Annotated in this window: 21 protein-coding genes; 10 read left to right on the forward strand and 11 right to left on the reverse strand. The window is 69.1% G+C overall.

The features are described 5' to 3' along the window. Positions 1–180 precede the first annotated feature (180 nt). Positions 181–2,472, reverse strand: a complete 2,292-nt coding sequence (gene recG, locus A5767_RS12175; RefSeq protein ID WP_033096481.1) for an ATP-dependent DNA helicase RecG — start codon at positions 2,470–2,472, stop codon at positions 181–183. 45 nt (positions 2,473–2,517) lie between these two features. Beyond that, positions 2,518–4,206: a DAK2 domain-containing protein gene (locus A5767_RS12180; RefSeq protein ID WP_033096480.1), complete on the reverse strand. Its 1,689-nt coding sequence runs from the start codon at positions 4,204–4,206 to the stop codon at positions 2,518–2,520. Between the two features lie 233 nt (positions 4,207–4,439). On the opposite strand from A5767_RS12180, the gene rpmB reads away from it, so the two are divergent. Both rpmB and A5767_RS12190 read left to right on the forward strand, forming a co-directional pair. Then, positions 4,440–4,631 (forward strand): 50S ribosomal protein L28, encoded by a 192-nt coding sequence (gene rpmB / locus A5767_RS12185; RefSeq protein WP_006551201.1) that lies wholly within the window; start codon positions 4,440–4,442, stop codon positions 4,629–4,631. Positions 4,632–4,719: 88 nt separating this feature from the next. Next, positions 4,720–5,535, forward strand: a complete 816-nt coding sequence (locus A5767_RS12190) for an enoyl-CoA hydratase/isomerase family protein (RefSeq protein ID WP_006551200.1) — start codon at positions 4,720–4,722, stop codon at positions 5,533–5,535. Between the two features lie 22 nt (positions 5,536–5,557). On the opposite strand, the gene A5767_RS12195 is transcribed toward A5767_RS12190, so the two are convergent. From A5767_RS12195 to A5767_RS12205, 3 genes are read right to left on the reverse strand one after another with little or no spacing between them, the layout of a single operon-like run. Further along, positions 5,558–6,286: a uracil-DNA glycosylase gene (locus tag A5767_RS12195; RefSeq protein ID WP_024100611.1), complete on the reverse strand. Its 729-nt coding sequence runs from the start codon at positions 6,284–6,286 to the stop codon at positions 5,558–5,560. A gap of 3 nt (positions 6,287–6,289) precedes the next feature. Next, the gene (locus A5767_RS12200; protein WP_064852401.1) at positions 6,290–6,817 is read right to left on the reverse strand and encodes a gamma carbonic anhydrase family protein; all 528 of its coding nucleotides are present in this window, start codon (positions 6,815–6,817) and stop codon (positions 6,290–6,292) included. A gap of 45 nt (positions 6,818–6,862) precedes the next feature. Next, positions 6,863–7,834, reverse strand: coding sequence for a thiamine-phosphate kinase (locus A5767_RS12205; RefSeq protein ID WP_024100609.1), 972 nt, complete (start codon positions 7,832–7,834; stop codon positions 6,863–6,865). 96 nt (positions 7,835–7,930) lie between these two features. Between A5767_RS12205 and A5767_RS12210 the strand changes: the two genes are divergently transcribed. Continuing rightward, on the forward strand, positions 7,931–8,545 hold the full coding sequence (locus A5767_RS12210) for a DUF3515 domain-containing protein (protein WP_039586923.1): 615 nt from the start codon (positions 7,931–7,933) through the stop codon (positions 8,543–8,545). Positions 8,546–8,620: 75 nt separating this feature from the next. Here A5767_RS12210 and A5767_RS12215 read toward each other — a convergent pair whose 3' ends face one another. After that, positions 8,621–10,162 (reverse strand): acetyl-CoA hydrolase/transferase family protein, encoded by a 1,542-nt coding sequence (locus A5767_RS12215; protein ID WP_033096702.1) that lies wholly within the window; start codon positions 10,160–10,162, stop codon positions 8,621–8,623. A 349-nt stretch (positions 10,163–10,511) separates the two neighbouring features. Between A5767_RS12215 and A5767_RS12220 the strand changes: the two genes are divergently transcribed. From A5767_RS12220 to A5767_RS12245, 5 genes are all read left to right on the forward strand, one after another. Next, positions 10,512–12,698, forward strand: a complete 2,187-nt coding sequence (locus tag A5767_RS12220) for a RecQ family ATP-dependent DNA helicase (RefSeq protein ID WP_064852402.1) — start codon at positions 10,512–10,514, stop codon at positions 12,696–12,698. A 216-nt stretch (positions 12,699–12,914) separates the two neighbouring features. Beyond that, the gene (gene ectA / locus A5767_RS12230) at positions 12,915–13,421 is read left to right on the forward strand and encodes a diaminobutyrate acetyltransferase (RefSeq protein WP_006551193.1); all 507 of its coding nucleotides are present in this window, start codon (positions 12,915–12,917) and stop codon (positions 13,419–13,421) included. 61 nt (positions 13,422–13,482) lie between these two features. Next, positions 13,483–14,772 carry a diaminobutyrate--2-oxoglutarate transaminase gene (gene ectB / locus A5767_RS12235; RefSeq protein WP_039586920.1) on the forward strand — a complete coding sequence of 430 codons (1,290 nt, stop codon included), beginning with the start codon at positions 13,483–13,485 and terminating at the stop codon, positions 14,770–14,772. A gap of 59 nt (positions 14,773–14,831) precedes the next feature. Beyond that, complete coding sequence (locus A5767_RS12240; RefSeq protein WP_006551191.1) at positions 14,832–15,230, forward strand: ectoine synthase; 399 nt, start codon at positions 14,832–14,834, stop codon at positions 15,228–15,230. Positions 15,231–15,279: 49 nt separating this feature from the next. Continuing rightward, on the forward strand, positions 15,280–16,215 hold the full coding sequence (locus A5767_RS12245) for a D-isomer specific 2-hydroxyacid dehydrogenase family protein (RefSeq protein ID WP_024100603.1): 936 nt from the start codon (positions 15,280–15,282) through the stop codon (positions 16,213–16,215). Positions 16,216–16,253: 38 nt separating this feature from the next. On the opposite strand, the gene ligD is transcribed toward A5767_RS12245, so the two are convergent. After that, on the reverse strand, positions 16,254–17,192 hold the full coding sequence (ligD, locus tag A5767_RS12250) for a non-homologous end-joining DNA ligase (RefSeq protein ID WP_064256379.1): 939 nt from the start codon (positions 17,190–17,192) through the stop codon (positions 16,254–16,256). 135 nt (positions 17,193–17,327) lie between these two features. On the opposite strand from ligD, the gene A5767_RS12255 reads away from it, so the two are divergent. Further along, positions 17,328–18,866, forward strand: coding sequence for an ATP-dependent DNA ligase (locus A5767_RS12255; RefSeq protein WP_064852412.1), 1,539 nt, complete (start codon positions 17,328–17,330; stop codon positions 18,864–18,866). 5 nt (positions 18,867–18,871) lie between these two features. Then, on the forward strand, positions 18,872–19,717 hold the full coding sequence (locus A5767_RS12260; RefSeq protein WP_064852404.1) for an NAD-dependent protein deacetylase: 846 nt from the start codon (positions 18,872–18,874) through the stop codon (positions 19,715–19,717). 5 nt (positions 19,718–19,722) lie between these two features. Here the strand turns inward: A5767_RS12260 and proB are convergent, their stop codons facing one another. From proB to rplU, 4 genes are all read right to left on the reverse strand, one after another. Continuing rightward, the gene (proB, locus tag A5767_RS12265; protein WP_006551186.1) at positions 19,723–20,826 is read right to left on the reverse strand and encodes a glutamate 5-kinase; all 1,104 of its coding nucleotides are present in this window, start codon (positions 20,824–20,826) and stop codon (positions 19,723–19,725) included. Positions 20,827–20,877: 51 nt separating this feature from the next. Next, positions 20,878–22,335 (reverse strand): GTPase ObgE, encoded by a 1,458-nt coding sequence (gene obgE, locus A5767_RS12270; protein ID WP_019289071.1) that lies wholly within the window; start codon positions 22,333–22,335, stop codon positions 20,878–20,880. Positions 22,336–22,475: 140 nt separating this feature from the next. Further along, on the reverse strand, positions 22,476–22,739 hold the full coding sequence (rpmA, locus tag A5767_RS12275) for a 50S ribosomal protein L27 (protein WP_006551184.1): 264 nt from the start codon (positions 22,737–22,739) through the stop codon (positions 22,476–22,478). 36 nt (positions 22,740–22,775) lie between these two features. After that, a complete protein-coding gene (rplU, locus tag A5767_RS12280; RefSeq protein WP_006551183.1) occupies positions 22,776–23,087 on the reverse strand; it encodes a 50S ribosomal protein L21 in 312 nt (103 codons plus the stop codon). Positions 23,088–23,093 lie beyond the last annotated feature (6 nt).

A 23,093-nucleotide genomic window follows, 5' to 3' on the forward strand; every position in this document is an offset into this window, starting at 1 on the left:
GTCGACGGTACCGCGACGTAACATGCCGCCTTCGACGCGCGTTCCACATCGTGGGACAAGGCGCCCGGATGGCACGACTGGAACGATGCAGTCGGCCCCGTCGTAACACGGCGTCAACATGCCGGGCACGGCCACCGAAACCTCACCGCGGGTTCTGCGGCACGGTGTACGGAACGTAACTCAGGACTTGTCGAGATAGGCGACGCGCTCGGCGTCGAGCGCGGCCCGCACCATGCTTGCGAGCCCCGGGTGGTGTTCGAGGCCAGGATCCTTCTCCGTCACCGTCCGGGAGAAGTCGCGAGCCGCCTCGATGACGTCGGCGTCGTCGACGAGCGAGAGTAACCGCAGCGTCGACACGGTGCCGGACTGGGCGACGCCGAGGACGTCACCCTCCCGGCGCAACTGCAGGTCGAGCTGGGCGAGTTCGAAACCGTCGGTGGTGCCGGCGACGGCCTCGAGCCGCATCATCGTCGGGGTCGCGGGCTTCGCGTCGGTCACGAGCAGGCACAGGCCCTGATGGCCGCCACGACCGACGCGACCCCGCAGCTGGTGCAACTGGCTGACACCGAACCGGTCGGCATCGACGATCACCATCACGGTCGCGTTCGGCACGTCGACACCGACCTCGACGACGGTCGTGCACACGAGCACGTCGAGCTCCGCGGCGTTGAAGGCCTGCATCACCGCGTCCTTCTCGTCGCCGGGGAGGCGACCGTGCAGCAGCCCCACCCTCAGATCCCGCAGCGGACCGGAAGTGAGGAACTCGAACTGCTCGAGCACAGAGACGGTTTCGGGCGGGGCCTGCTTGCCCTTCCCCGATCCCGACGGCTCGGGCCCGTCCGGATCGAAGAGCGCGTCGTCGTCGGAATCGCCGTCGCCGATGCGGGAACACACCACGTAGGCCTGCCGCCCCTCGGCGACCTCCTCGCGGATGCGTTCCCACGCGCGGTCGACCCACTTCGGATGCACCTTCGCCGGCACCACGCGGCTGACGATCGGCGACCGTCCTCTGGGGAGTTCGCGCAGGGTCGAGACCTCGAGGTCGCCGAGCACCGTCATCGCGATGGTGCGCGGGATGGGTGTTGCGGTCATCACCAGCACGTGCGGGGACGCGCCGTCGCGACCCCGCGAGCGCAGTGCGTCGCGCTGTTCGACACCGAAGCGGTGCTGCTCGTCGATCACCACCAGGCCGAGGTCGAAGAACTGCACCGTGTCCTCGATCAGCGCGTGCGTGCCGATGACGATGCCGGCATCGCCCGTCACCGCCTCGTTGAGCGCGGCCCGCTTGCGTGCGACCCCCATCGAGCCGGTCAGCAGGGTCACGCGGGTCGCGAGTTCGTGAGCGCCGAGTTCGCCCGCCGCGGCGAGATCGCCCAGCATCTTCGTGAGCGAGCGCGCGTGCTGCGCCGCGAGCACCTCGGTGGGTGCGAGCAACGCGCACTGCCGACCGGAGTCGATCACCTGCAGCATCGCCCGTAGCGCCACGATGGTCTTGCCGGAACCGACCTCGCCCTGGAGCAGCCGGTTCATGGGGTGTTCGCGTGCGAGATCGGCCGCGATCTCGTCGGCCACCGAGAGCTGCCCGGCCGTCAGTTCGAAGGGCAGCCGCCGGTCGAACTCGTCGGCGATCCCGCCCTCGCGGCGCGGGCAGGACGGCGCCGACCGCACCTCGACGTCGTGCCGGCGTCCGGCGAGCACGAGCTGCACCGCGGCGGCCTCGTCGAACCGCAGACGGTCGCGTGCCCGGTCGATCTCCTGCTTCGTGTCGGGCAGGTGGATCGAGCGGAGCGCCTCGTCGAGGCCCACGAAGCCGTGCTCGTCGCGCACCCACTCGGGCAGCGGATCGTCGACGTGGTCGAGCTGGTCGAGCACCTGCCGCACGCAGCGCATGACGGTCCACGACTCGACCTCGCGGGTCGCGCGGTACATCGGGATCAGCGCGCGGTCGAAGACCGACATGTCGACTCCCGATCCGTCCTGCGCGGTGCGGGCGAGACCCGCCAGGGCGCCGGCGCCCCGCACCCGCGCGGGGGTCGCCGAGACCAGGTCCTCGGCGTCGCGCGGTTCGGGCAGCACGAGATAGCTCGGATGGGTCAGGCTCCACTTGTCGCGGAAGTACTTCACGGTGCCGGAGAACATCGCGCGCACGCCGGGCTTGATGTTGTGCTTGACCCGGTGCGGGTTGAAGAAGGTGACGTCGATGCTGTGGCGATCGGAGCGCAACCGCACCGCGAGGCGTTTGCCGGCGCGGGATTTCATCGGCACCTCCTGCGCCGACTCGACCCGCGCGATGATCGTGATGTGCTGGCCCTCCGCGGGCTGGCTCTCGCCGAGTTCGGCGCCCTGGGTGGCGTAGCGGTGCGGATAGTGCCTCAGTAGATCCTCGACGGTGGTCATCCCGAACGCGTCGTGCAAGGCGTCCGCCGTCTTGCGGCCGAGGACATGATCGAGCCGGTCCGCGAGTGTCGCCACTGCCGTCCCTTCCGCTACTCCTGCGGTGGCCTCGCGGCGCACCGGCTACTCGACGCCGAGCTGCAGCAGGTCGCCGCGCTGACCGCCCTGGTAGACCACCACGTCGATCTCCGGGTGACGGCGATCGAGGTGGGCGGCCAGTTGCTCGACGAGTCCGTCGGGGGCGTCGGCGCCGACCAGCATCGTCACGAGCTCGCCGCCCGCGGCGAGAATCCTGTCGAGCAGCGACGCTCCCGCTGTCACCAGATCATGCTCGATCACTACGACATCATGGCCGGCCAGTCCGAGACTGTCGCCGGGCTCGCACGTTCCGACCCAGGTCAGCGCGCGTTCGTTCGCGTACCGCAGCGATCCCCAGCGCACGCACGACGCCGCCTCCGACATCGCGAAGGCGTCGTCGACCGTCGCGCGCATCGGATCGTGCACGGCCAACGAGGCCAGCCCCTGGACGACGGAGGAGGACGGCAGGAACATCACGTCACGGTCGTCCCGCCGCGCCCGGGCGCCCACGGCGACGACGTCCTGCGCGGAGAGCGCACCGTTGGGCAGCACCAGGACGTCCCGGCTCGGCAGTGCCCGGATCGCCTCGAGCAGTTCGTCCGGGGCTGAGATCTCCTCGGCCCGCAGCACCCGGGCACCCTCCGCCTCGAACAGTTCGGCCGCGCCCTCGCCGCCCACCACTGCGAGGACCGCCCGGGACTGTTCCTCCGCCGACTCGGCACGGACCCGGGCGGGAGCCGTGCCCAGCGCCACGGGACCGTCGCCGCACCCGCGACGCGCGGACTCGAGCGCGAAGCACGTGATGTCGATGCGGCTCAGCGAACCCGCCGCGAGACCGGCCTCCACGGCAGCTCCGGGCTCGCAGCAGTGCACGTGAACGGACCAGCACCCCGATCCCCCGGAAACGATCGCGACCGAGTCGCCGAGCGCGTCGAGGGAGGACCTCAAGGCATCCATGCGCGCGTCGTCGGAATTCCCGACGAGATACATCACTTCGTACTCCTGCTGGTCGCTGTCGTGACGTTCGTCGACGATCTCGGGTTCGACGACAGGCCGCGAGGTGCCGGCGAGCACCATCCGGCGATCGGGCCGTATTCCGGTGGTGACCTCCACCAGGCAGTCGAGCAGCACGAGCAGGCCGAGGCCGCCGGCGTCGACGACCCCTGCCTCGGCGAGGACGTCGAGCTGGGTGGTGGTGCGCTGCAGCGCGTCGGCGGCGGCGTCGGCACTCGCGACGGCGACATCGCACACGGTCGCATCCGTCTCCGAGGCGACGCGGGTCGCGCCCTCGGCCGCAGCTTCGAGGACGCTGACGATGGTGCCCTTCGCGGGTGCGCTGAGCGCTCCGGTCACGAGCGTCGCGGCGTTGGAGAAGGCGGCGGCGAGGTCCCGGGCGCCGACCGTCGTCAGTCCCGCGATCGCGTCGGCGAGACCGCGCAGTGCCTGTGCCAGGATGATCCCGGAATTGCCCCGCGCCCCGGCGAAAGCACCACGCGCGAGCCCTTCGGCGACGTCGGATGCGGTGAGCGCGCCGTCCACGGGCCCGCCGATCCGGGCCGCCGCGGCCTGCAGGGTGATCAGCAGATTGTTTCCGGTGTCCCCGTCGGGCACCGGGAAGACGTTGAGCGAGTTGATCTCCGCTCGGCGCTGTTCGAGCGCTTCCACACCGAACTCGACCCACCGGCGCAGCGCCCGCCCGTCCACCGTGTCCTCGGCTCCGAGCAACGATTCCACCCCCTTCGCCTCGTCCTGCGGGCATCGTCCACCTCTGCGATCGGTACCGTTGCGCACGGTGCCGAGCCCTGGCGAACAGGTTAGCCGCGAGTCGTCGCACCGTCCGGTTTGGCCAACCGCCCTCGAGTTCGCTAAGCTTGCCGGGTTGCCTCGCACGGGCGGCTCGTTCCCCGTGTTCGCAAGGCGAAACAACAGACAGAAGATCTATCCACTAGACACAAGGAGTTCGCGACATGGCTGCCGTCTGCGACGTATGCGCCAAGGGCCCCGGCTTCGGGAAGTCGGTCTCGCACTCGCACCGGCGTACCAACCGTCGCTGGAACCCGAACATCCAGAGCGTGCGCGCTCAGGTTGCACCGGGCAACACCCGCAAGATGAACGTGTGCACCTCCTGCCTCAAGGCCGGCAAGGTCGTCCGCGGCTGATTCCCGGTCGAGTCGTCGCGAAGGCCCCCTGCGCTGATTGCGCAGGGGGCCTTCGCCGTTCGATCCTGCGGCCGGATATCGTGCGGGAATGACCGAGAACCAAGTTTCCTTCCCCGACAGCGACTCTCTCCGTTCACTGGTGAGCGTGGAGGACCGCGTCCTGCGGATCGCCGTGGCGACCTCCGAGCACGGCACCTCCCTGTCCCCCGCAGGGATGGAGCAGGGTATCGCAGCCCTGCGTGCGGCAGGCCCGGAGATCGGCGCCGTGCTGCTCGTCGGTGAGGGTGCGAACTTCTGCGCGGGCGGCAACGTCCACGGATTCGCCGCGGCCGAGGACCGTGGCGCCCACCTGCTCGAGATCGCGAACCTCTTCCATGACTTCGTGCGCGCACTGGAGAAGGCGGCCGTGCCGGTCGTCGCCGCCGTGCACGGCTGGGCCGCCGGCGCCGGCATGAGCCTGGCGCTGCTCGCCGACATCGCGCTCGCCGGCCCCGGCACGAAGATGCGCGCCGCGTACCCGTCGATCGGCTTCTCCCCCGACGGCGGCATGTCGTGGACCCTGCCGCGGATCGTCGGCCCGTCGCGGGCACGGGAGATCATCATGACCGACGCCGTGATCGGCGCCGACGAAGCCGTGCGCCTGGGTCTGCTCAGCCGGCTCGTCGCCGACGGCGAGATCCAGAGCGAAGGGTTGCGACTCGCACGAACCCTCGCGCACGGCCCCACGCAGTCCTACGCCGCCATCCGCTCGCTCGTGGCGGGCTCGGCCGGACGATCGCTGTCCGACCACCTCGATGCCGAAGCCGCCTCGATCTCCGCGGCCGCGACGACGCCCACGGGTATCGAGGGTGTCGACGCCTTCGTCGCCAAGCGGCGTCCGGACTGGGATTCGGCCCGCGCCTGACATCCGGGCGGCGGATCGGTGGTCAGGGCAGTCGCCAGTCCACCGGTTCGCCGCCCTGCTCGACGAGCAGGGCGTTCGCGCGGCTGAACGGACGCGACCCGAAGAACCCGCGTGAGGCCGACAGCGGGGACGGGTGCGCCGACTTCACGGTGGGCACACCACCGAGCATGGGTTCGAGGGTCGCCGCGTCGCGGCCCCACAGGATCGCGACGAGCGGGGTACCGCGCGCGACCAGCGCGCGGATCGCCTGCTCGGTGACGGCCTCCCAGCCCTTGCCGCGATGCGAGGCCGGCTGGCCCGGCGCGACGGTGAGGACCCGGTTGAGCAACAGGACACCGTGCTCGGTCCACGGCGACAGGTCGCCCGTGGAGGGCTGCGGCAGACCGAGATCGTCGGTGTACTCGCGGTAGATGTTGGCGAGACTGCGCGGGATCGGCCGGACGGCCGGAGCCACCGAGAAGCTCAGTCCCACAGCGTGACCCGGAGTGGGATAGGGATCCTGCCCGACGATCAGGACGCGGACGGACTCGAACGGCTGTGTGAAGGCACGCAGCACGTTCGGACCGGACGGCAGGTAACTGCGGCCCGCGGCGAGTTCGGCGCGGAGGAACTGCCCCATCGCGGTGATGTCACCTGTGACGGGTTCGAGTGCTCGCGCCCAGCCCGGGTCGACGAGTTCGGACAGGGGCCGACCGGCACGGGGCTCGTCCGCTCCCCCGTCCGCGGACTGTGTGTCGACGGTGTCGGCCACCTGTCACTCCTGGTCGATGCGGCGGAGAGCGGTCCGGTAGTAGGCGGCGTTCGCCGCATACATCTCGGCGTTGGGGTCGAATTCGTTCTCGGGGATCTCGTAGCCCTCGCGGACCTTCGCGGGGATGCCCATCGCCATGCGGCGGGGCGGAAGTTCGAAGCGCGGTGGGATCAGGGCGCCGGCGGCGACCTGCGCCCCGGCGCCGATGACTGATCCGTTGAGGACGAGCGAACCCGAGCCGATCAGCGCGCCGTCACCGATCGTGGAGCCCTCGATGTGCGCGTTGTGCCCGACGACGCACCGCGCGCCGATGACGGTGGCATCGATCGCGGTGCAGTGGATGATCGTGCCGTCCTGGATGTTGGTCTTCTCCCCCACGGTGATCGTGCCGTAGTCCCCGCGCAGCACCGCCGAGGGCCACACGGAGACACCGGCACCGAGGGTGACGTTGCCGATCACGACCGCGTCGGGGTGAACCCACGCGTCGGGATGGATATCGGGGACACGCTCGCCGAGTGCGTAGACAGCCATGACTGCAGAACCTATCTCGAGCGAACCCCACCCGAAGTGGTCGCCCTAGTGACCAGCGCCCGCCGCAAAGCTCTCCCAGCCTCCGGATCCGTCGCGGCGCTGCCCGTCGACGGTGACGCCGAAGCCTTCCAGGACCACGCCGATCGGCCGCCATCCGTCCGGCAGTGCGACCTCGCGAGGGAAGCACGCTGCGAGGGCATGGTCCTCGCCGCCGGTGAGGATCCATTCCCACGGGTCGGCCGCCAGCACCCGACCGGTCTCGCGGAGTTGCGTGTCGGGAGCGAGCGCACCGGAGTCGAGGTCGATCGCGACCTCCGAAGCCGTGCAGATGTGCTCGAGATCGGCGACGAGACCGTCGGAGATGTCGGTGCATGCGTGGGCGCCTGCTGCGGCCGCTGCAGGACCTGCGGCGTAGGGCGGAGTGGGCACACGATGCGCCGCGACGAGTTCGGGGAAGTCCCGGTTGCCGGACAGCAGCAGGGCCAGACCCGCCGCGGAGCGTCCGGTGCGACCGGCGAGGGCGACGACGTCGCCGGGGCGGGCGGTGGAGCGGAGCAGCGGTGGCCGTCCGTCGAGTTCGCCGAGCACGGTGACCGAGACGATCACCTGACCCGCTTGCACGAGATCGCCTCCCACGACTCCGGCGCCGATCTCCTCCGCAGCCTCCCCGATGCCCGCCGAGATGCCGTCGAGCACGGCGACGGGAGTCTCGGGCGGACAACCGAGGCCGACGACGAAGGCCGTGGGGCGGGCGCCGACCGCGGCGACATCGGCTCCGTTCTGGGCGACCGCCTTGCGTCCGACCTCTTCCGGGCTCGACCAGTCGAACCGGAAGTGACGTCCTTCGACCAGCATGTCGGTCGAGATCGCGATGCGCCCGTCGGATGCTGTCACGACCGCTGCGTCGTGGCCCGGCCCGACGAGTGTGCTGTCGGGTTGCCGCCGTGCTCTCACCGCGCGCTCGATCACGGGGAATTCGCCGATGTCGGCGACGGTGGGTCCGCTCGGGTTCGTCACGGTGACGGTCGCCTCTTTCTCGGTCGGCGGTGGGAGAGAGCCGGCACGTGCCCTGCTACGTTCGATCACGCTACCGCCCCCTGTCCCCGAGCCCGGATGCTGGACACGATGAACGACACCTCTGCTTCCGATCGCGAACCTTCCGACGACGTCGCCGTCGAGGCACCCGGATCGGACGGGATGCGACGCAGTCCCGCTCTGATCGCCACGGCGATCGCACTGCCCGTCGCCCTGCTGGTCGGAGTGGTGGTGGCGGCCGTGATCGTGTCGCAGTCACCGGTGAATACACCCGTGGGTCTCGGTCCCGTGCCCGCTCCGGAGGCGGAATCCGAATCCTGCTCGCAGTTGCTCGACGCGCTGCCGGAGGAGCTCGGCGACTACACGCGCGCCGAACTGGCCGATCCGGCACCGGTGGGTGCTGCGGCCTGGCAGTCGGACGACGGCGAGGAGGTCGTCCTGCGTTGCGGTCTCGACCGGCCCGACCAGTTCGACCGAGCGGCGGCGCTGCAGGTGATCGACGACGTGCAGTGGTTCGAGGTGTCGGGCGCCGAGCAGGGCATCCCGGCGAGTACGTGGTTCGCCGTCGACCGTCCGGTCTACGTGGCCTTGACCGTGCCCGACGGATCCGGGCCGACCCCGCTGCAGGACATCACGGCGACGATCTCCGCGGCGCTCCCGCAGCAGGAGATCGATCCGGCGCCGATCCGCTGAGCCGGACGGACGAGAAAGGTCGGCCCCGGCACCGTGATGTGGTGCCGGGGCCGACCGTGTTCGTCGCCGCGTCGATCAGGACGCGTGCATGGTCCCCGTGCGCTGGTAGCGCTCGTGGAAGGAGAACGCCTCACCGAGCAGGTGCGGGGTGTGACCTGCTCCGGGGGTGGCTTCTGCGCGCTCGATGTAGTCGAGCAGTTCGGCGCGGTAGTCGGGATGCGCGCAGCGCTCCACGACGACCCGCGACCGACGGCGGGGGGACAGTGCGCGCAGATCGGCGAGACCCTGTTCGGTCACGATGACCTGCACGTCGTGCTCGGTGTGGTCGACGTGCGGCACCATCGGGACGATCGACGAGATCGCGCCGTCGCGGGCCGTCGACGGGCTCAGGAACATCGACAGGTAGCCGTTGCGCGCGAAGTCGCCGGAGCCACCGATGCCGTTCATGATGCGGGTGCCCATCACGTGGGTGGAGTTGACGTTGCCGTACACGTCGGCTTCGAGCATGCCGTTCATGGCGATGATGCCGAGTCGGCGGACGATCTCGGGGTGGTTGCTGATCTCCTGCGGCCGCAACATGATGTGGTCGCGGTAGAAGTCGATGTTCTCGACGAAGTCGTTCAGCCCCGCTTCGGACAGTGCGAGGGAAGTCGCCGAGGCGAACCGGACGGTGCCGTGTTTGACGAGGTCGAGCATGCCGTCCTGGATGACCTCCGAGTAGCAGGTCAGCCCCCGGTACGGTCCGCTGTCGAGACCGGCGAGAACGGCGTTGGCGACGTTGCCGACACCCGACTGCAGCGGAAGCAGCGTGTCGGCGGGCAGCCGTCCCGCGGCGACCTCGTGCGCGAAGAAGTCGAGGACGTGGTCGGCGATGGCCCGGCTGGTGGCGTCGGGCGCCGTGAGCGCGGTGGCGCTGTCGGGACGGTCGGTCTCGACGACCGCGACGACGCGTTCCGGATCGATCCGGAAGTAGGGCTGGCCGATGCGGTCCTCGACGTCGGTGAGGTCGATCGGACGACGGTTCGGGGGAAGCGCGGTGCCGTAGTAGACGTCGTGCACGCCGTCCATGGCGGCGGGGATCCACGAGTTGACCTCGAGGATCACCTTCTCGGCGACGTCGAGCCAGGTCTTGTTGTTACCGATGGACGTGGCGGGGATCAGCTCGCCCGTCTCCGTGATGCCGGAGATCTCGACGACGGCGACGTCGATGTGTCCGTAGTAGCCCTCCCAGACCTGCTGGGCGACGTGCGACAGGTGTATGTCGACGTAGTCCATCCGGCCTTCGTTGATCCGCCCTCGGGCGGTGGGCTCTGCCTGGTACGGCATACGCAGCGCGATTCCGTCGACGTCGGCGAGCATGCGCTCGGTGTCGGAGGCCACCGACGCTCCGGTGAGCAGGTTGATCCGGAAGTCGCCGCCGGTCGCCCGCGTGCGCCGGATGTGTTCGGCGAGCGCCGGGGTCACGGCCTTCGGGGTACCTGCGCTGGCGAAGCCGCTGATGGCGACCGTGTCGCCGGGGCGGATCCACTGGACGGCGTCCTGAGCCGACACGATCTTCTTGCGGTAGGTCTCATGACGTACCCGAGCCTCGGCCGGGGTCACGACGACCGACTCCACAGACGGTGCTGCGGGGGATGAAAGGGCTGCGTACATGACGACGACCATAGCGGCGCGGATGATCCGCTCATCACACTCGGGCCGGACCGGCGATCGCCGTCACCAATTCGGACACAGAGTGTCACGAGTCGCACTCCAAGATCGATGTAATCGGAAGTTGTTGTTTCGCAAGATTTTACATGATGATTTCCGCCACGCGGACTGACACTGGGTGCCTCCACCTTCCGCGAGAGCCACTCCGTCGCCATCTCTACGGTATCCCCGTTCGCCGCCGCATCAGTACCGTTCGCCGCCCCCGGAGAACCGTTCACCGCCGCCGTGACGGAACGCTGTCGGGCACGATTGCAGCATGACGAACTCCACCGACCTGTTGCGCGACGATGCCGAGCACCTTCTCCGCGAGCTGGCGGGCCCCGATGCCCGGCTCCGCGACGACCAATGGGTCGCGATCGAGGCGCTGGTGGTGCACCGTCGCCGCGCTCTCGTCGTCCAACGCACGGGCTGGGGGAAATCGGCCGTCTACTTCATCTCCGCCAAGCTGCTGCGGCGGCAGGGTCGCGGTCCCACGGTGATCGTCTCGCCGCTGCTCGCCCTGATGCGCAACCAGGTCGCGGCCGCCGAGCGGGCGGGCGTCCACGCCGCGACCATCAACTCCGGCAACGTGACGGAATGGGCGGCGATCCACGAGCGGATCGCGGCGGGCGAGGTCGACGTCCTCCTCGTCAGCCCCGAACGCCTCAACAACCCCGACTTCCGCGACCAGGTGTTGCCCTCCCTCGCCCGCGACGCCGGACTGGTGGTCGTCGACGAGGCGCACTGCGTGTCGGACTGGGGTCACGACTTTCGGCCCGACTACCGCCGCATCCGCACCCTCGTCGCCGAACTCGGCGACGACATCCCGGTCCTGGCGACGACCGCGACCGCCAACGACCGGGTGGTCGCCGACATCGCCGCCCAGCTCGGTGTCGGCGGGAGCAGCGACCTCGGTGGAAGCAGCAGTGCCGGTTCCGGCGGCACGCTCGTACTGCGCGGCGGTCTCGACCGTCCGTCGCTGCACCTATCGGTGGTGCGGATCGACGAACCGGCACGACGCGCGGCGTGGCTCGCGCAGCATCTGAAGGATCTGCCGGGCTCGGGCATCGTGTACGCGCTGACGGTCTCCGCCGCCCGCGACCTCGCGGCGCTGCTCACCGACCACGGCTATGCAGTGGCGGCATACACCGGTCAGACCGAACCGACCGAACGTGAACAGCTCGAGGCCGATCTCCTCGACAACAAGGTCAAGGCGCTCGTCGCGACCTCGGCACTCGGCATGGGCTTCGACAAGCCCGACCTCGGCTTCGTGGTGCACCTCGGCGCTCCCTCGTCCCCGATCTCCTATTACCAGCAGGTCGGGCGTGCGGGTCGCTCCACCGAACGCGCCGAGGTGGTTCTGCTCCCCGGCCCGGAGGACCGCCGGATCTGGCAGTGGTTCGCCTCGGTCGCCTTCCCGGACGAGGCACTCGTACGACGCGTGATCGCGGCGCTCGATACCGAACGGCCGGTATCGACACCCGCGCTCGAACCGCGGGTCGACCTCACGCGCTCCCGCCTGGAGATGGTCCTCAAGGTCCTCGACGTCGACGGAGCGGTGAAGAGGGTCAAGGGTGGCTGGATCGCCACCGGGCAGCCCTGGATGTACGACGAGGAGCGCTACGGGCGGCTCGAGGAGGCGCGCGCCGCGGAACAGGAGGCGATGCTCGAATACGAACGCACCACCGAATGCCGCATGGTCTTCCTCCGCCGTCAGCTCGACGACCCCGATCTCGACACCCGGACCCCCGGCTGCGATCACACCGCCGGAGGCCCCGGCTGCGATCACACCGCCGGAGGCCCCGGCTGCGGCCGGTGCGACAACTGCATCGGCTCCCGGTGGGAGACGTCCGTCGGCGACGACGAGGTCGCCCGCACCCGCGCCCGGCTCGAACGCCCCGGTGTGGATCTGCCGCCGCGCCGGCAGTGGCCCACGGGAATGTCGACCCTCGGGATCCCGCTGTCGGGCCGGATCACGGACGGTCCGCACCCCGGGCGAGTGCTGGGCAGGCTGTCGGATCTGGGATGGGGACCGCGACTGCGCGAACTGCTCGACGGACCGGACCGCGAAGTGCCGAAGGCGGTGGTCGACGCGTCGATCGCGGTGCTCGCCGCGTGGGACTGGGAGGAGCGGCCCACCGCCGTCATGGCCATGGACTCCCCCACACATCCCCTGCTCGTCGAGTCACTCGCGTTCCGATTGGCACAAATCGGACGATTACGAGATCTAGGTGTATTGCGACGCCGAAGCGGGAATACGGAGCCGACGGCAGCGAACTCGGCATATCGGGTCGCCGCACTGATCGATGCGTGGGAGCGACCCGACAACCTCGGGTCGAGTGGTCCGATCCTTCTCGTCGATGCGGTGACCGACACCGGCTGGACGTTCACGATGGCGGCGAGAACTCTCGTCGCCGCGGGAGCCGACGCGGTGTTGCCGTACGCACTCGCGAGCCCGAAGTAATCGCCACGAGGAGGACCGACGTAACATGTTTGTGACCGGCATCACAACATGCGCTCGACCTGCACGGACCACAGGGTTCCGATCCCGATTCCGGACACGGGCGTGATCTCGACACCGGAAGTTGTTAGGTTGAAAGGACATATGAGGCCCGTCAAGGAAAGAAGTACCCCGACCCCCGACTCGGCTGAATCGAACACCGCGACCACCTCTTCGGAGGTGGCCGCCACCGAGTCCGGTAGTGAGCCGGCTGCAATCGAATTCCGGCGTCCGCGTATCGCCGACGGTAGACGACTCTGGCAGATCGCGCGTGATTCGCAGGTTCTCGACGTCAATTCCGGTTACGCATATGTGTTGTGGTGTCGCGATTTCGCCGACACATCGGTCGTCGCAACGGATGACACCGATCGCCCCGTGGGATTCGTGACCGGCTACCGCCGCCCCGACTCCCCGAACACCCTGTTCGTCTGGCAGGTGGCAGTCGACGCAGACCAGCGTGGACGTGGAGTGGCCGGCCGTATGCTCGACGCTCTGCTCGACCGACTCGAGCCGCTCGGCGTGACCCGTCTGGAAACGACGGTGAGCCCCGACAACGAAGCGTCGATCGCAATGTTCACCGCTCTCGCACGTCGCCGCGGAACGCATATCACTCGCACCGAGTTGTTCGCGCCCGACGATTTCCCCGATTCACATCTGGCCGAGGATCTCTACACCATCGGCGAATGACCGCAGCGCGTGTGCGCACGACATCTTCATAATTCTCGAATAATCACAGGAGGACCACGACATGACCATCCTGGAAAACAAGCCCGAGACCACCGGTAAGCCCGATACTGCGATTTTCTCGCACCTCGAATCCGAGGTCCGGAGTTACAGCCGCGGCTGGCCCGCCGTTTTCGACAAGGCATCGGGATCCTGGCTGCGCAGCGAGGACGGCAAGGACTACCTCGACTTCTTCGCCGGCGCCGGAGCCCTGAACTACGGCCACAACAACCCGGTGCTCAAGTCGGCCCTGGTCGACTACATCATGAGCGACGGCGTCACCCACGGCCTCGACATGTACACCGTCGCCAAGCGCAAGCTGCTCGAGACCTTCGAGTCGCACGTGCTCGCGCCGCGCGGCCTGGACTACAAGGTCCAGTTCCCCGGCCCGACCGGCACGAACGCCGTCGAGGCGGCGCTCAAACTCGCCCGCAAGGTGACCGGTCGCGAGTCGATCATCAACTTCACCAACGCTTTCCACGGCATGACCCTGGGTGCGCTGTCGGTGACCGGTAACTCGATGAAGCGCGCCGGCGCGGGTATCCCCCTCGTCCACGCCACGCCGATGCCGTTCGACAACTACTTCAACGGCGTCACCGAGGACTTCCAGTGGTTCTCGCGCGTCCTCGACGACGCGGGCAGCGGCCTGAACCGTCCGGCCGCGGTCATCGTCGAGACCGTGCAGGGTGAAGGCGGCGTGAATGTTGCTCGCCCCGAGTGGCTTCGCGCTCTGGCCGACCTGTGCAAGGAACGCGACATCCTGCTGATCGTCGACGACGTGCAGATGGGCTGCGGCCGCACCGGCCCGTTCTTCTCGTTCGAGATCGCCGGCATCACGCCCGACATCGTGACCCTGTCGAAGTCGATCGGCGGATACGGAATGCCGCTGGCGCTCACCCTGTTCAAGCGTGAGCTCGACGTGTGGGGCCCGGGCGAGCACAACGGCACCTTCCGCGGCAACAACCCGGCTTTCGTGACGGCGGCTGCCGCCCTCGAGCACTACTGGGCCGACGACAAGCTCGAGCGCGACACCCTGCGCAAGGGCGAGCGCATCCGCCAGACCTTCATGAACCTGTCGGACATGTTCGACGGCGTCTCGACCCGCGGCCGCGGCCTGGTCCAGGGCCTGGTCTTCGACAAGCCGGAGGACGCCGACAAGGTTTGCGCCCTGGCCTTCGAAGAGGGTCTGCTCGCCGAGACCTCCGGTCCGTCGGACGAGGTCGTCAAGCTGCTGCCGCCGCTGACCATCACCGACGACGAACTCGAGTTCGGGCTGAACATCCTGGCGGAAGCGACCGCCAAGGTCCGTTCCTGAGCGGTCCCCCGCTCCGCCCGTTCCGAACCCACTTGCAGAAGAAGGACCTTTCGACACCCATGATCGTTCGTACGACAGAAGAGATCACCGGCACCGAGCGCGACGTCGTCTCGGAGGACGGCCAGTGGCGCAGCAAGCGCATCGTCCTCGCCGGCGACAAGGTGGGCTTCTCGTTCCACGAGACCACCATCGAACCCGGCACCGTCAACGAGTTCCACTACGCCAACCACGTCGAGGCCGTGTGGCTCGTCGAGGGCACCGGCAAGCTCCAGGACCTCGACAACGACGTGGAGTACGACCTCGCTCCGGGCACGATGTACCTGCTCAACGGACACGAGCGTCACCGCGTGCTCCCCGAAACGCGCATGCGCATGCTGTGCGTCTTCAATCCCCCGGTCACCGGCCGTGAGGTGCACGACGAGAACGGTGTGTACCCGTTGATCGTCGAACCCGCCTGAGCGCGGTAACCACGTGACCGATGAGGGGCGGACGCTTAGAGTCGAGACCATGACTCCCGAGCGTGCGCCCCGCATCGCTGTCGGCCCCGAGCGCGACCCCCGTTTCGAACGGGCGGTCACGGGCGGGGGCGGCGTGCCCTGCGGACTCGAGGAGACCCCCGACGCGCTCGTCTGGACGGCCGGGCCGCAGGACTTCCCCGAGGTCCTCCCCGCCTCCGTCCGCTGGGTGCAGCTACCGTCCGCCGGTGTCGAGTACTGGCTGTCGCAGGGCGTCGTCAAGGCCCATCCTCGCGTCACCTGGACGTCGGCGGCCGCGGCCTACTCCACGACCGTCGCCGAGCACGCGCTCCTGCTCCTGCTCGCCGGGGTCCGGGCCCTGCCGGCCCATCTGGCGGCCACCTCGTGGACACCCGAGAGTCTCGCGCCGGTCGTCGGCACCCTCCGCGGCGCGACGGTCGGGATCATCGGCGCCGGGGGTGTCGGCCGGGCGCTGATCCCGATGCTGGCCGCGCTGGGGGCGCGCGCGCTCGCCGTCACCCGCAGCGGTCGTCCCGTGCCGGGAGCCATCGAGACGTTCCCCGTCGAACGTATCGACGAGATATGGCCTCTGGCAGATCATTTCGTCATCTCCGCGACGGCCACTCTCGACGTCGAGCAGCTCGTCGGCGCAACCGAGCTCGCAGCGATGAAGTCCACGGCGTGGGTCGTCAACGTCGCCCGGGGCGATCTCGTCGACACCGACGCTCTCGTCGCCGCTCTCCGATCCGGCGCGATCGGTGGTGCAGGGCTCGACGTCACCGATCCCGAACCGCTCCCCGAGGATCATCCGTTGTGGACGCTCCCCAACGCCGTGATCACTCCCCACGACGCCAATCCACCCCCGCTGCGCATCCCGGCCTATCTCGAGCACGTGATCGAGAACGTCACACGCTTCGCATCCGGCCTCGTGCCGATCGGGGTCGTCGATCCCAGCGCCGGTTACTAGGCCACGTCTACCGGGCCACCGTTACCGGGCCATAGGGCTCACTCCGACGGCTTCTCGTCGCGTTCCGCCCATTCCAGGAGCGGATCGAGGGAGAAGACCGCGTCGTCGATACCCGAGTGCAGGTCGCCGAGTTCCTCGAACCGCTTCGGCACGGTCCGGATCGTGAAGTCCCGCGGTTCGAGGTCGTCGATCTCCTCCCACCGCACCGGAGTGGAGACCGTCGCCTCCGACACACCGCGGACCGAATAGGCACTGGCGATCGTGTGGTCGCGCGAGTTCTGGTTGTAGTCGACGAAGACCGCCGACGGGTCGCGTTCCTTGCGCCACCATGCCGTCGTCACGTCGCCGGGCGCGCGTCGTTCCACCTCCCGCGCGAAAGCCCATGCGGCCCTTCGGACGTCGTCGAACTCCCATTCCGGCGCGATCCGGACGTAGACGTGCAGGCCGTCGCCGCCCGAGGTCTTCGGCCAGCCCACGGCACCGAGTTCGTCGAGCACCTCGTGCGCCACCTTCGCGACACGCCGGACCCGGTCGAAATCGCAGTCGGGCATCGGATCGAGGTCGATCCTCCACTCGTCGGGTCGCTCCACGTCGCTGCGCCGCGAGTTCCACGGATGGAACTCCACGGTGGACATCTGCACGGCCCACACGACGTCGGCGAGATGGGTCACGCACAGTTCGTCGGCATCGCGGTCGTAGCGCGGGAAGTGCACCCGCACGGTCTCGACCCAGTCCGGAGCCCCGCGCGGCAAACGCTTCTGGTGTACCTTCCGCCCTTCGAGCCCGTCGGGAAACCGGTGCAGCATGCAGGGCCGTTCGCGGAGTGCCCGGACGATCCCCTCCCCCACGCTCAGGTAGTAGTTCGCGAGGTCGAGCTTGGTCGCCCCGATCTCGGGGAAGTACACGCGCTCGGGGTGCGAGATGCGCACCGTGCGACCGTCCACGTCGAGTTCGACTGCATCGGCGTCCTTGCTCATCCGCGTCTCCCGTCCCTCCCTGCGTGGAGGCGTCCTGTGCACCATCCTGGCCTCTCGATTCCCACCCCCGTGCGGAAATACACCCCGGCGCACGATTCCCTCCGCGTGGCACGTCCGGGCGCTAACGTCGAAGCGATGCTGCTGCACTCGGTTGTCGACACCTCCGTCGCCGTCGCCGCCACACGGTCACGACGCACCAAGATCGATCTGCTGCGGGAACTACTCGGGCGCGCCGAACCTCACGAGGTCGAAGCGGTGGTCTCATGGTTGTCCGGAGAGATGACCCAGGGTCGCCTGGGTGTCGGTTTCCGCACCCTCGCCGGCCTCTCCGCACCGGTCGCCGACGATCCCGTGCTCGACGTCGACGAGGTGTCCGGCTTCCTCGACCGCCTCGCCGGCATCTCCGGTTCCGGATCCACCGCCGCGCGGCAGCAACTGCTCCTGGATCTGTTCGGACGGGCCACCGAGGCCGAGCAGCGTTTCCTCGTCGCGCTCCTCGGCGGTGAGCTGCGGCAGGGCGCGCTCGAAGGGGTGATGACCGATGCGGTCGCAGCGGCAGCCGGTCTCCCCGTCGAACCGGTCCGTCGGGCGGTGATGTTGTCGGGCCGACTCGCGCAGGCCGCAGCGGCGGCCTTCGAGGGTGGTGTCGACGCGCTGGCGGAGTTCGGCCTGGAGCTCGGCCGACCGGTCCGGCCGATGCTCGCCTCACCCGCCGAGTCGCTCGAGGCGGCACTCATCGAGTTCGACGGGGCGGTGAGCGTGGAGTACAAACTCGACGGTGCACGCATCCAGGTGCACCGCCACGAGGACGCGGTGTGGATCTTCACCCGCACGCTGCGCGACATCACCGCATCGGTCCCCGAACTGGTCGAACTCGTCCGGGCGCTGCCGTGCCGCAGTGTCGTGCTCGACGGCGAGACACTCGCGCTCACCGATGCCGGCCGTCCCCGACCGTTCCAGGAGACCATGAGCCTGTTCGGTGCCCGCTCCGAACGCGAACTGCTTCTCCACCCGTACTTCTTCGACTGCCTGCACCTCGACGGCGCCGACCTGCTCGACGAGCCGCTGTCGGTGCGTCGCGACCATCTCGCCCGCGTCGCGGGTGAGCACCGCATCCCCACGCTCGTCGCTCCGGACGCCGACAGTGCCGAGGCGCACCTCGGTGACTCGCTCGGCAACGGTCACGAGGGCGTCATGGTGAAGTCGCTCACATCGACCTACACCGCCGGCCGCCGGGGCCGAGCCTGGCAGAAGGTCAAACCCGAGCACACCCTGGATCTCGTGGTGCTCGCCGCCGAATGGGGTTACGGGCGCCGCACCGGCTTCCTGTCCAACCTGCACCTCGGTGCCCGCGACCCCGACGGTGGTCCGCCGATCATGGTCGGGAAGACGTTCAAGGGACTCACCGACGCGCTGCTGCAGTGGCAGACAGAGGAATTCCCACGCCACGAGACACACCGCGACGAGCACACCGTCCACCTGCGACCCGCGATCGTCGTCGAGATCGAACTCGACGGAGTGCAGACGAGCAGCCGCTATCCGGGCGGGGTGGCGCTGCGCTTCGCACGGGTGCTGCGGTACCGGCCCGACAAGTCGGCCGCCGACGCCGACACCATCGATGCGGTCCGCGCGCTGCTGCCCGCGGCACCGGTTCCCGGAAGCGGCCTACCGTAGAAGGAGTGATCGACGTTCCACTCCGTTCCGACGACCTGCCCACTCTCCTGCACGGCCGTCGGATCGCTGTTCTCACCGGCGCCGGGCTGTCGACGGACTCCGGTATCCCCGACTATCGCGGACCGGACTCGCCGCCCCGCAACCCGATGACCTACCAGCAGTTCGTCGGCGACGCGGAGTTCCGGCAACGCTACTGGGCCCGCAACCACGTCGGCTGGAAGCACATGGACGCCGCCCGCCCGAATCCCGGGCACCGGGCGCTCGCGGCCCTCGAACGCGCCGGTTCGGTCGTCGGCGCGATCACCCAGAACGTCGACCTGCTGCACACGAAGGCCGGCAGCCGGCAGGTCGTCGACCTGCACGGCACCTACGCGCAGGTCCGATGCCTGTCGTGCGAACACCGCATCTCGCGGTTCACGCTGCACGAACGGCTGTGCGCGGCCAATCCGGGATTCGACGATCGGATGCGCGCGACAACCGGTCTCGAGGTCGCCCCCGATGCGGACGCGGTGGTCACCGACACCGAGGACTTCGTCGTCGTCGACTGCGAGCGCTGCGACGGGATGCTCAAACCCGACATCGTGTACTTCGGGGAGACGGTGCCGCGCCCGCGCGTCGATCTCGCCTTCTCGGTGGTGGACGGTGCCGACGCCCTGCTGGTCGCCGGGAGTTCACTGACGGTGCAGTCGGGGTTGCGGTTCGTACGTCGCGCCGTGCAGCGGAACATCCCGGTGGTGGTGATCAATCGTGGCCCCACCCGCGGGGATGCGCTGGCGACCCTCAAGCTCGAGGCGGGTACCTCGGAGACCCTCGCCTTCCTGGCCGACGCGGTGACCGCACCGACTTCGTGAGGTTCTCAGACCACCCGGACGAGGTCGTCGGCGTGCACGACGGGTCGCTGGAGATCCGGCGGCAGCTGACCGGTCGAGAAGCCGATCATGAAATCGAGTTCGGACGCGTCGTAGGCCACCACCCCGCGCGCGACCGTGCGGCCGTCGGGCGCGACGATGCCGACGACGTCGCCGGCGTGGAAACCACCACTGGTGCCGGTGATTCCGGCGGCGAGCAACGAGCGTCGCCGCTCCATCACGGCCCGCACGGCACCCTCGTCGAGATACAGCGAACCGTGGACGTCGGCGGCGTGCCGCACCCAGAAACGCCGCGCCGACAGACGCTGTGGGCGGGCCGCGAAGGCCGTGCCGACGTCGGCGGCGCCCAGCGCACGATCGGCCTGGGAGGCCGCGGCGAGCAGCACCGGCACGCCGGAGTCCGCCGCGAGACGGGCCGCGGACAGTTTCGACGCCATGCCACCGGTGCCCAGCGCGCCGCCCGACCCGGCGACCACACCGTCGAGATCCTCGGGGGTGCGGACCTCGGGGATGAGGTTCGCGGAGCCCTTGCGGGGATCCCCGTCGTACAAGCCGTCGACGTCGGACAGCAGGATCAGCGCGTCGGCGCCGATGAGATGCGCGACGAGTGCAGCGAGCCGGTCGTTGTCGCCGAAGCGCAGTTCGACGGTCGCGACGGTGTCGTTCTCGTTGACCACCGGCACCGCCCCGAGCGAACGCAGCCGGTCGAGGGTGCGTTGCGCGTTGCGGTGCTGAGTGCGCCGGCCGATGTCGTCGGCGGTGAGGAGCACCTGGCCCACCGTGCGGTCGTAGCGGGCGAAGGAGGTGCCCCAGGCGTGGGCGAGGGTGAGCTGCCCGACGCTGGCCGCGGCCTGCTTCGTCGCGAGATCACGCGGCCGACTCGTGAGACCGAGCGGTGCGAGCCCGGCACCGACCGCACCCGAGGAGACCACGATGACACTCGAACCCGTGCGGATGCGGGCCTCGATGGCATCGACGAGACGATCGAGCCGGCCACGGTCGAGTCCACCCACCAGGCTCGTGATCGCCGACGAGCCGATCTTGACCACTACGCTGCGGGCGTGGGAGACGACCTCCCGGGTGTCGCTCATGTTCTCCTCGGTACGCTTCGGGTTTCCTGAACGGTGGGGACGCGCGGACGGTTACTCGAACTCGTCGTCGGTGGCCAGGCCGCGGCGCACCTTCTTCGCGTGGCGACGCTCGGCAGCGCCGACGCGGTCGACCTGGTCGAGACGGGCATCGGTGCCGCGACCGGTGGGCACGACGTCCACGCCGGCCTGCGTCTGCGGTTCCCACTCGAAGCCGACCTCGCCGATGGTGACCCAGCATCCGGGTTCCGCGCCGAGCTTGACGAGCTTGTCCTCGACGCCGAGACGGGCGAGTCGGTCGGCGAGGTAACCCACGGCCTCGTCGTTGTCGAAGGCCGTCTGGCGCACCCACCGCTCGGGACGGGTGCCCCGCACGATGAATCCGCCGGGCACCTCGGGATCGCGGACCACGGTGAAGGCCTCCTCGTCGCGGGCGACGGGACGGATCACCGGGCGGGTGGGCGCGGCCGGCGGATGCGCCGCCCGGTACTCGTCGACCATCCTCGCGAGGGCGAACGTCAGCGGACGCAGGCCGTCGCGGCTCACGGCCGAGATCGTGAAGACCGGCCAGCCACGGGCCTCGAGTTCGGGGGTGACGAACTCGGCGAGTTCTTTCGCGTCGGGCACGTCGGCCTTGTTGAGGATGACGATGCGGGGGCGCTCGGCGAGGTCGCCGAGTCCGCTGTCGCCCGACAGCGCAGGCTGGTAGGCGGCGAGTTCGGCCTCGAGCGCGTCGATGTCGGAGATCGGGTCGCGGCCGGGTTCGAGGGTCGCGCAGTCGACAACGTGCGCGAGCACGGCGCAGCGCTCGAGATGACGGAGGAAGTCGAGGCCGAGGCCGCGACCCTCACTGGCGCCGGGGATCAGGCCGGGCACGTCGGCGACGGTGAAGGTCGTGTCGCCCGACTGCACCACACCGAGATTCGGCACGAGGGTGGTGAACGGGTAGTCGGCGATCTTCGGCTTGGCGGCCGACAGCACCGACACGAGCGACGACTTGCCGGCCGAGGGGAAGCCCACGAGGCCGACGTCGGCGACGGACTTCAGTTCGAGGACGAGGTCGAGTTCCTCGCCTTCCTCACCGAGGAGCGCGAAGCCGGGGGCCTTGCGTGCCTTAGACGCGAGTGCGGCATTGCCGAGACCACCGCGACCGCCGTGCGCGGCGACGAAACGCGTGCCGGTGCCCACGAGGTCGGCGAGGATGCGGCCGTCGCGGTCGAGTACGACGGTGCCGTCGGGAACCTTCAGGACGAGGTCGCCGCCGTTGGCACCGTTGCGGTGGCCGCCGGCGCCCTGGGCACCGTTGGTCGCCTTGGCGTGCTGGTGGAAGTGGAAGTCGAGCAGGGTGTGGACGTTCCGGTCGACTTCGAGGACGACATCGCCGCCGTTTCCTCCGTTACCGCCGTCGGGGCCGCCGAGCGGCTTGAACTTCTCGCGGTGGACGGAGGCGCAGCCGTTGCCGCCCTTGCCGGCGCTGACGTGCAGCACCACCCGGTCGATGAAGCGGGACATGGGTGGACCTTCTCTCGTCCTAAAAAACAAACCTGGTGATCAACGCAACAAGGGCGGGTCAGGGTGTGCGACCCTGGCCCGCCCCTATTGGGAGTATGTCGCGGGAGCTGGTCCCGCGGTGTCCGTTACCGGACGGCAGATCAGGCGTCTGCCGCAGCCGGAACGATGTTGACGGTCTTGCGACCGCGCTTGGTACCGAACTCGACGGCACCGGCCGCGAGGGCGAACAGCGTGTCGTCGCCGCCGCGTCCCACGTTCACGCCGGGGTGGAAGTGGGTGCCGCGCTGGCGCACGATGATCTCGCCGGCGTTGACGGCCTGGCCACCGAAGCGCTTGACGCCGAGTCGCTGTGCGTTCGAATCGCGACCGTTACGGGAGCTGGATGCGCCCTTCTTGTGTGCCATGACGAACCCTCCTGGGGTTGAAGCTCGAAGCTCGGTTTACTTGATGCCGGTGACCTTGACGACCGTCAGCTTCTGACGGTGGCCCTGGCGCTTGTGGTACCCGGTCTTGTTCTTGAACTTGTGGATGCGGATCTTCGGGCCCTTGGTGTGCTCGACGATCTCGCCGGTGACCGAGACCTTGGCCAGCTTGTCGGCGTCGGTGGTCAGTTCGGATCCGTCGACGACGAGGACCGGGGCAAGCGAGACAGCAGCGCCGGGCTCACCCTCGATCTTCTCGACCTTGACGAGGTCGCCTTCAGCGACCTTGTACTGCTTACCGCCGGTCTTGACGATCGCGTACGTTGCCATCGGACG

Source organism: Rhodococcus sp. 852002-51564_SCH6189132-a (assembly GCF_001665495.1).
Taxonomy (GTDB): domain Bacteria; phylum Actinomycetota; class Actinomycetes; order Mycobacteriales; family Mycobacteriaceae; genus Rhodococcus; species Rhodococcus pyridinivorans.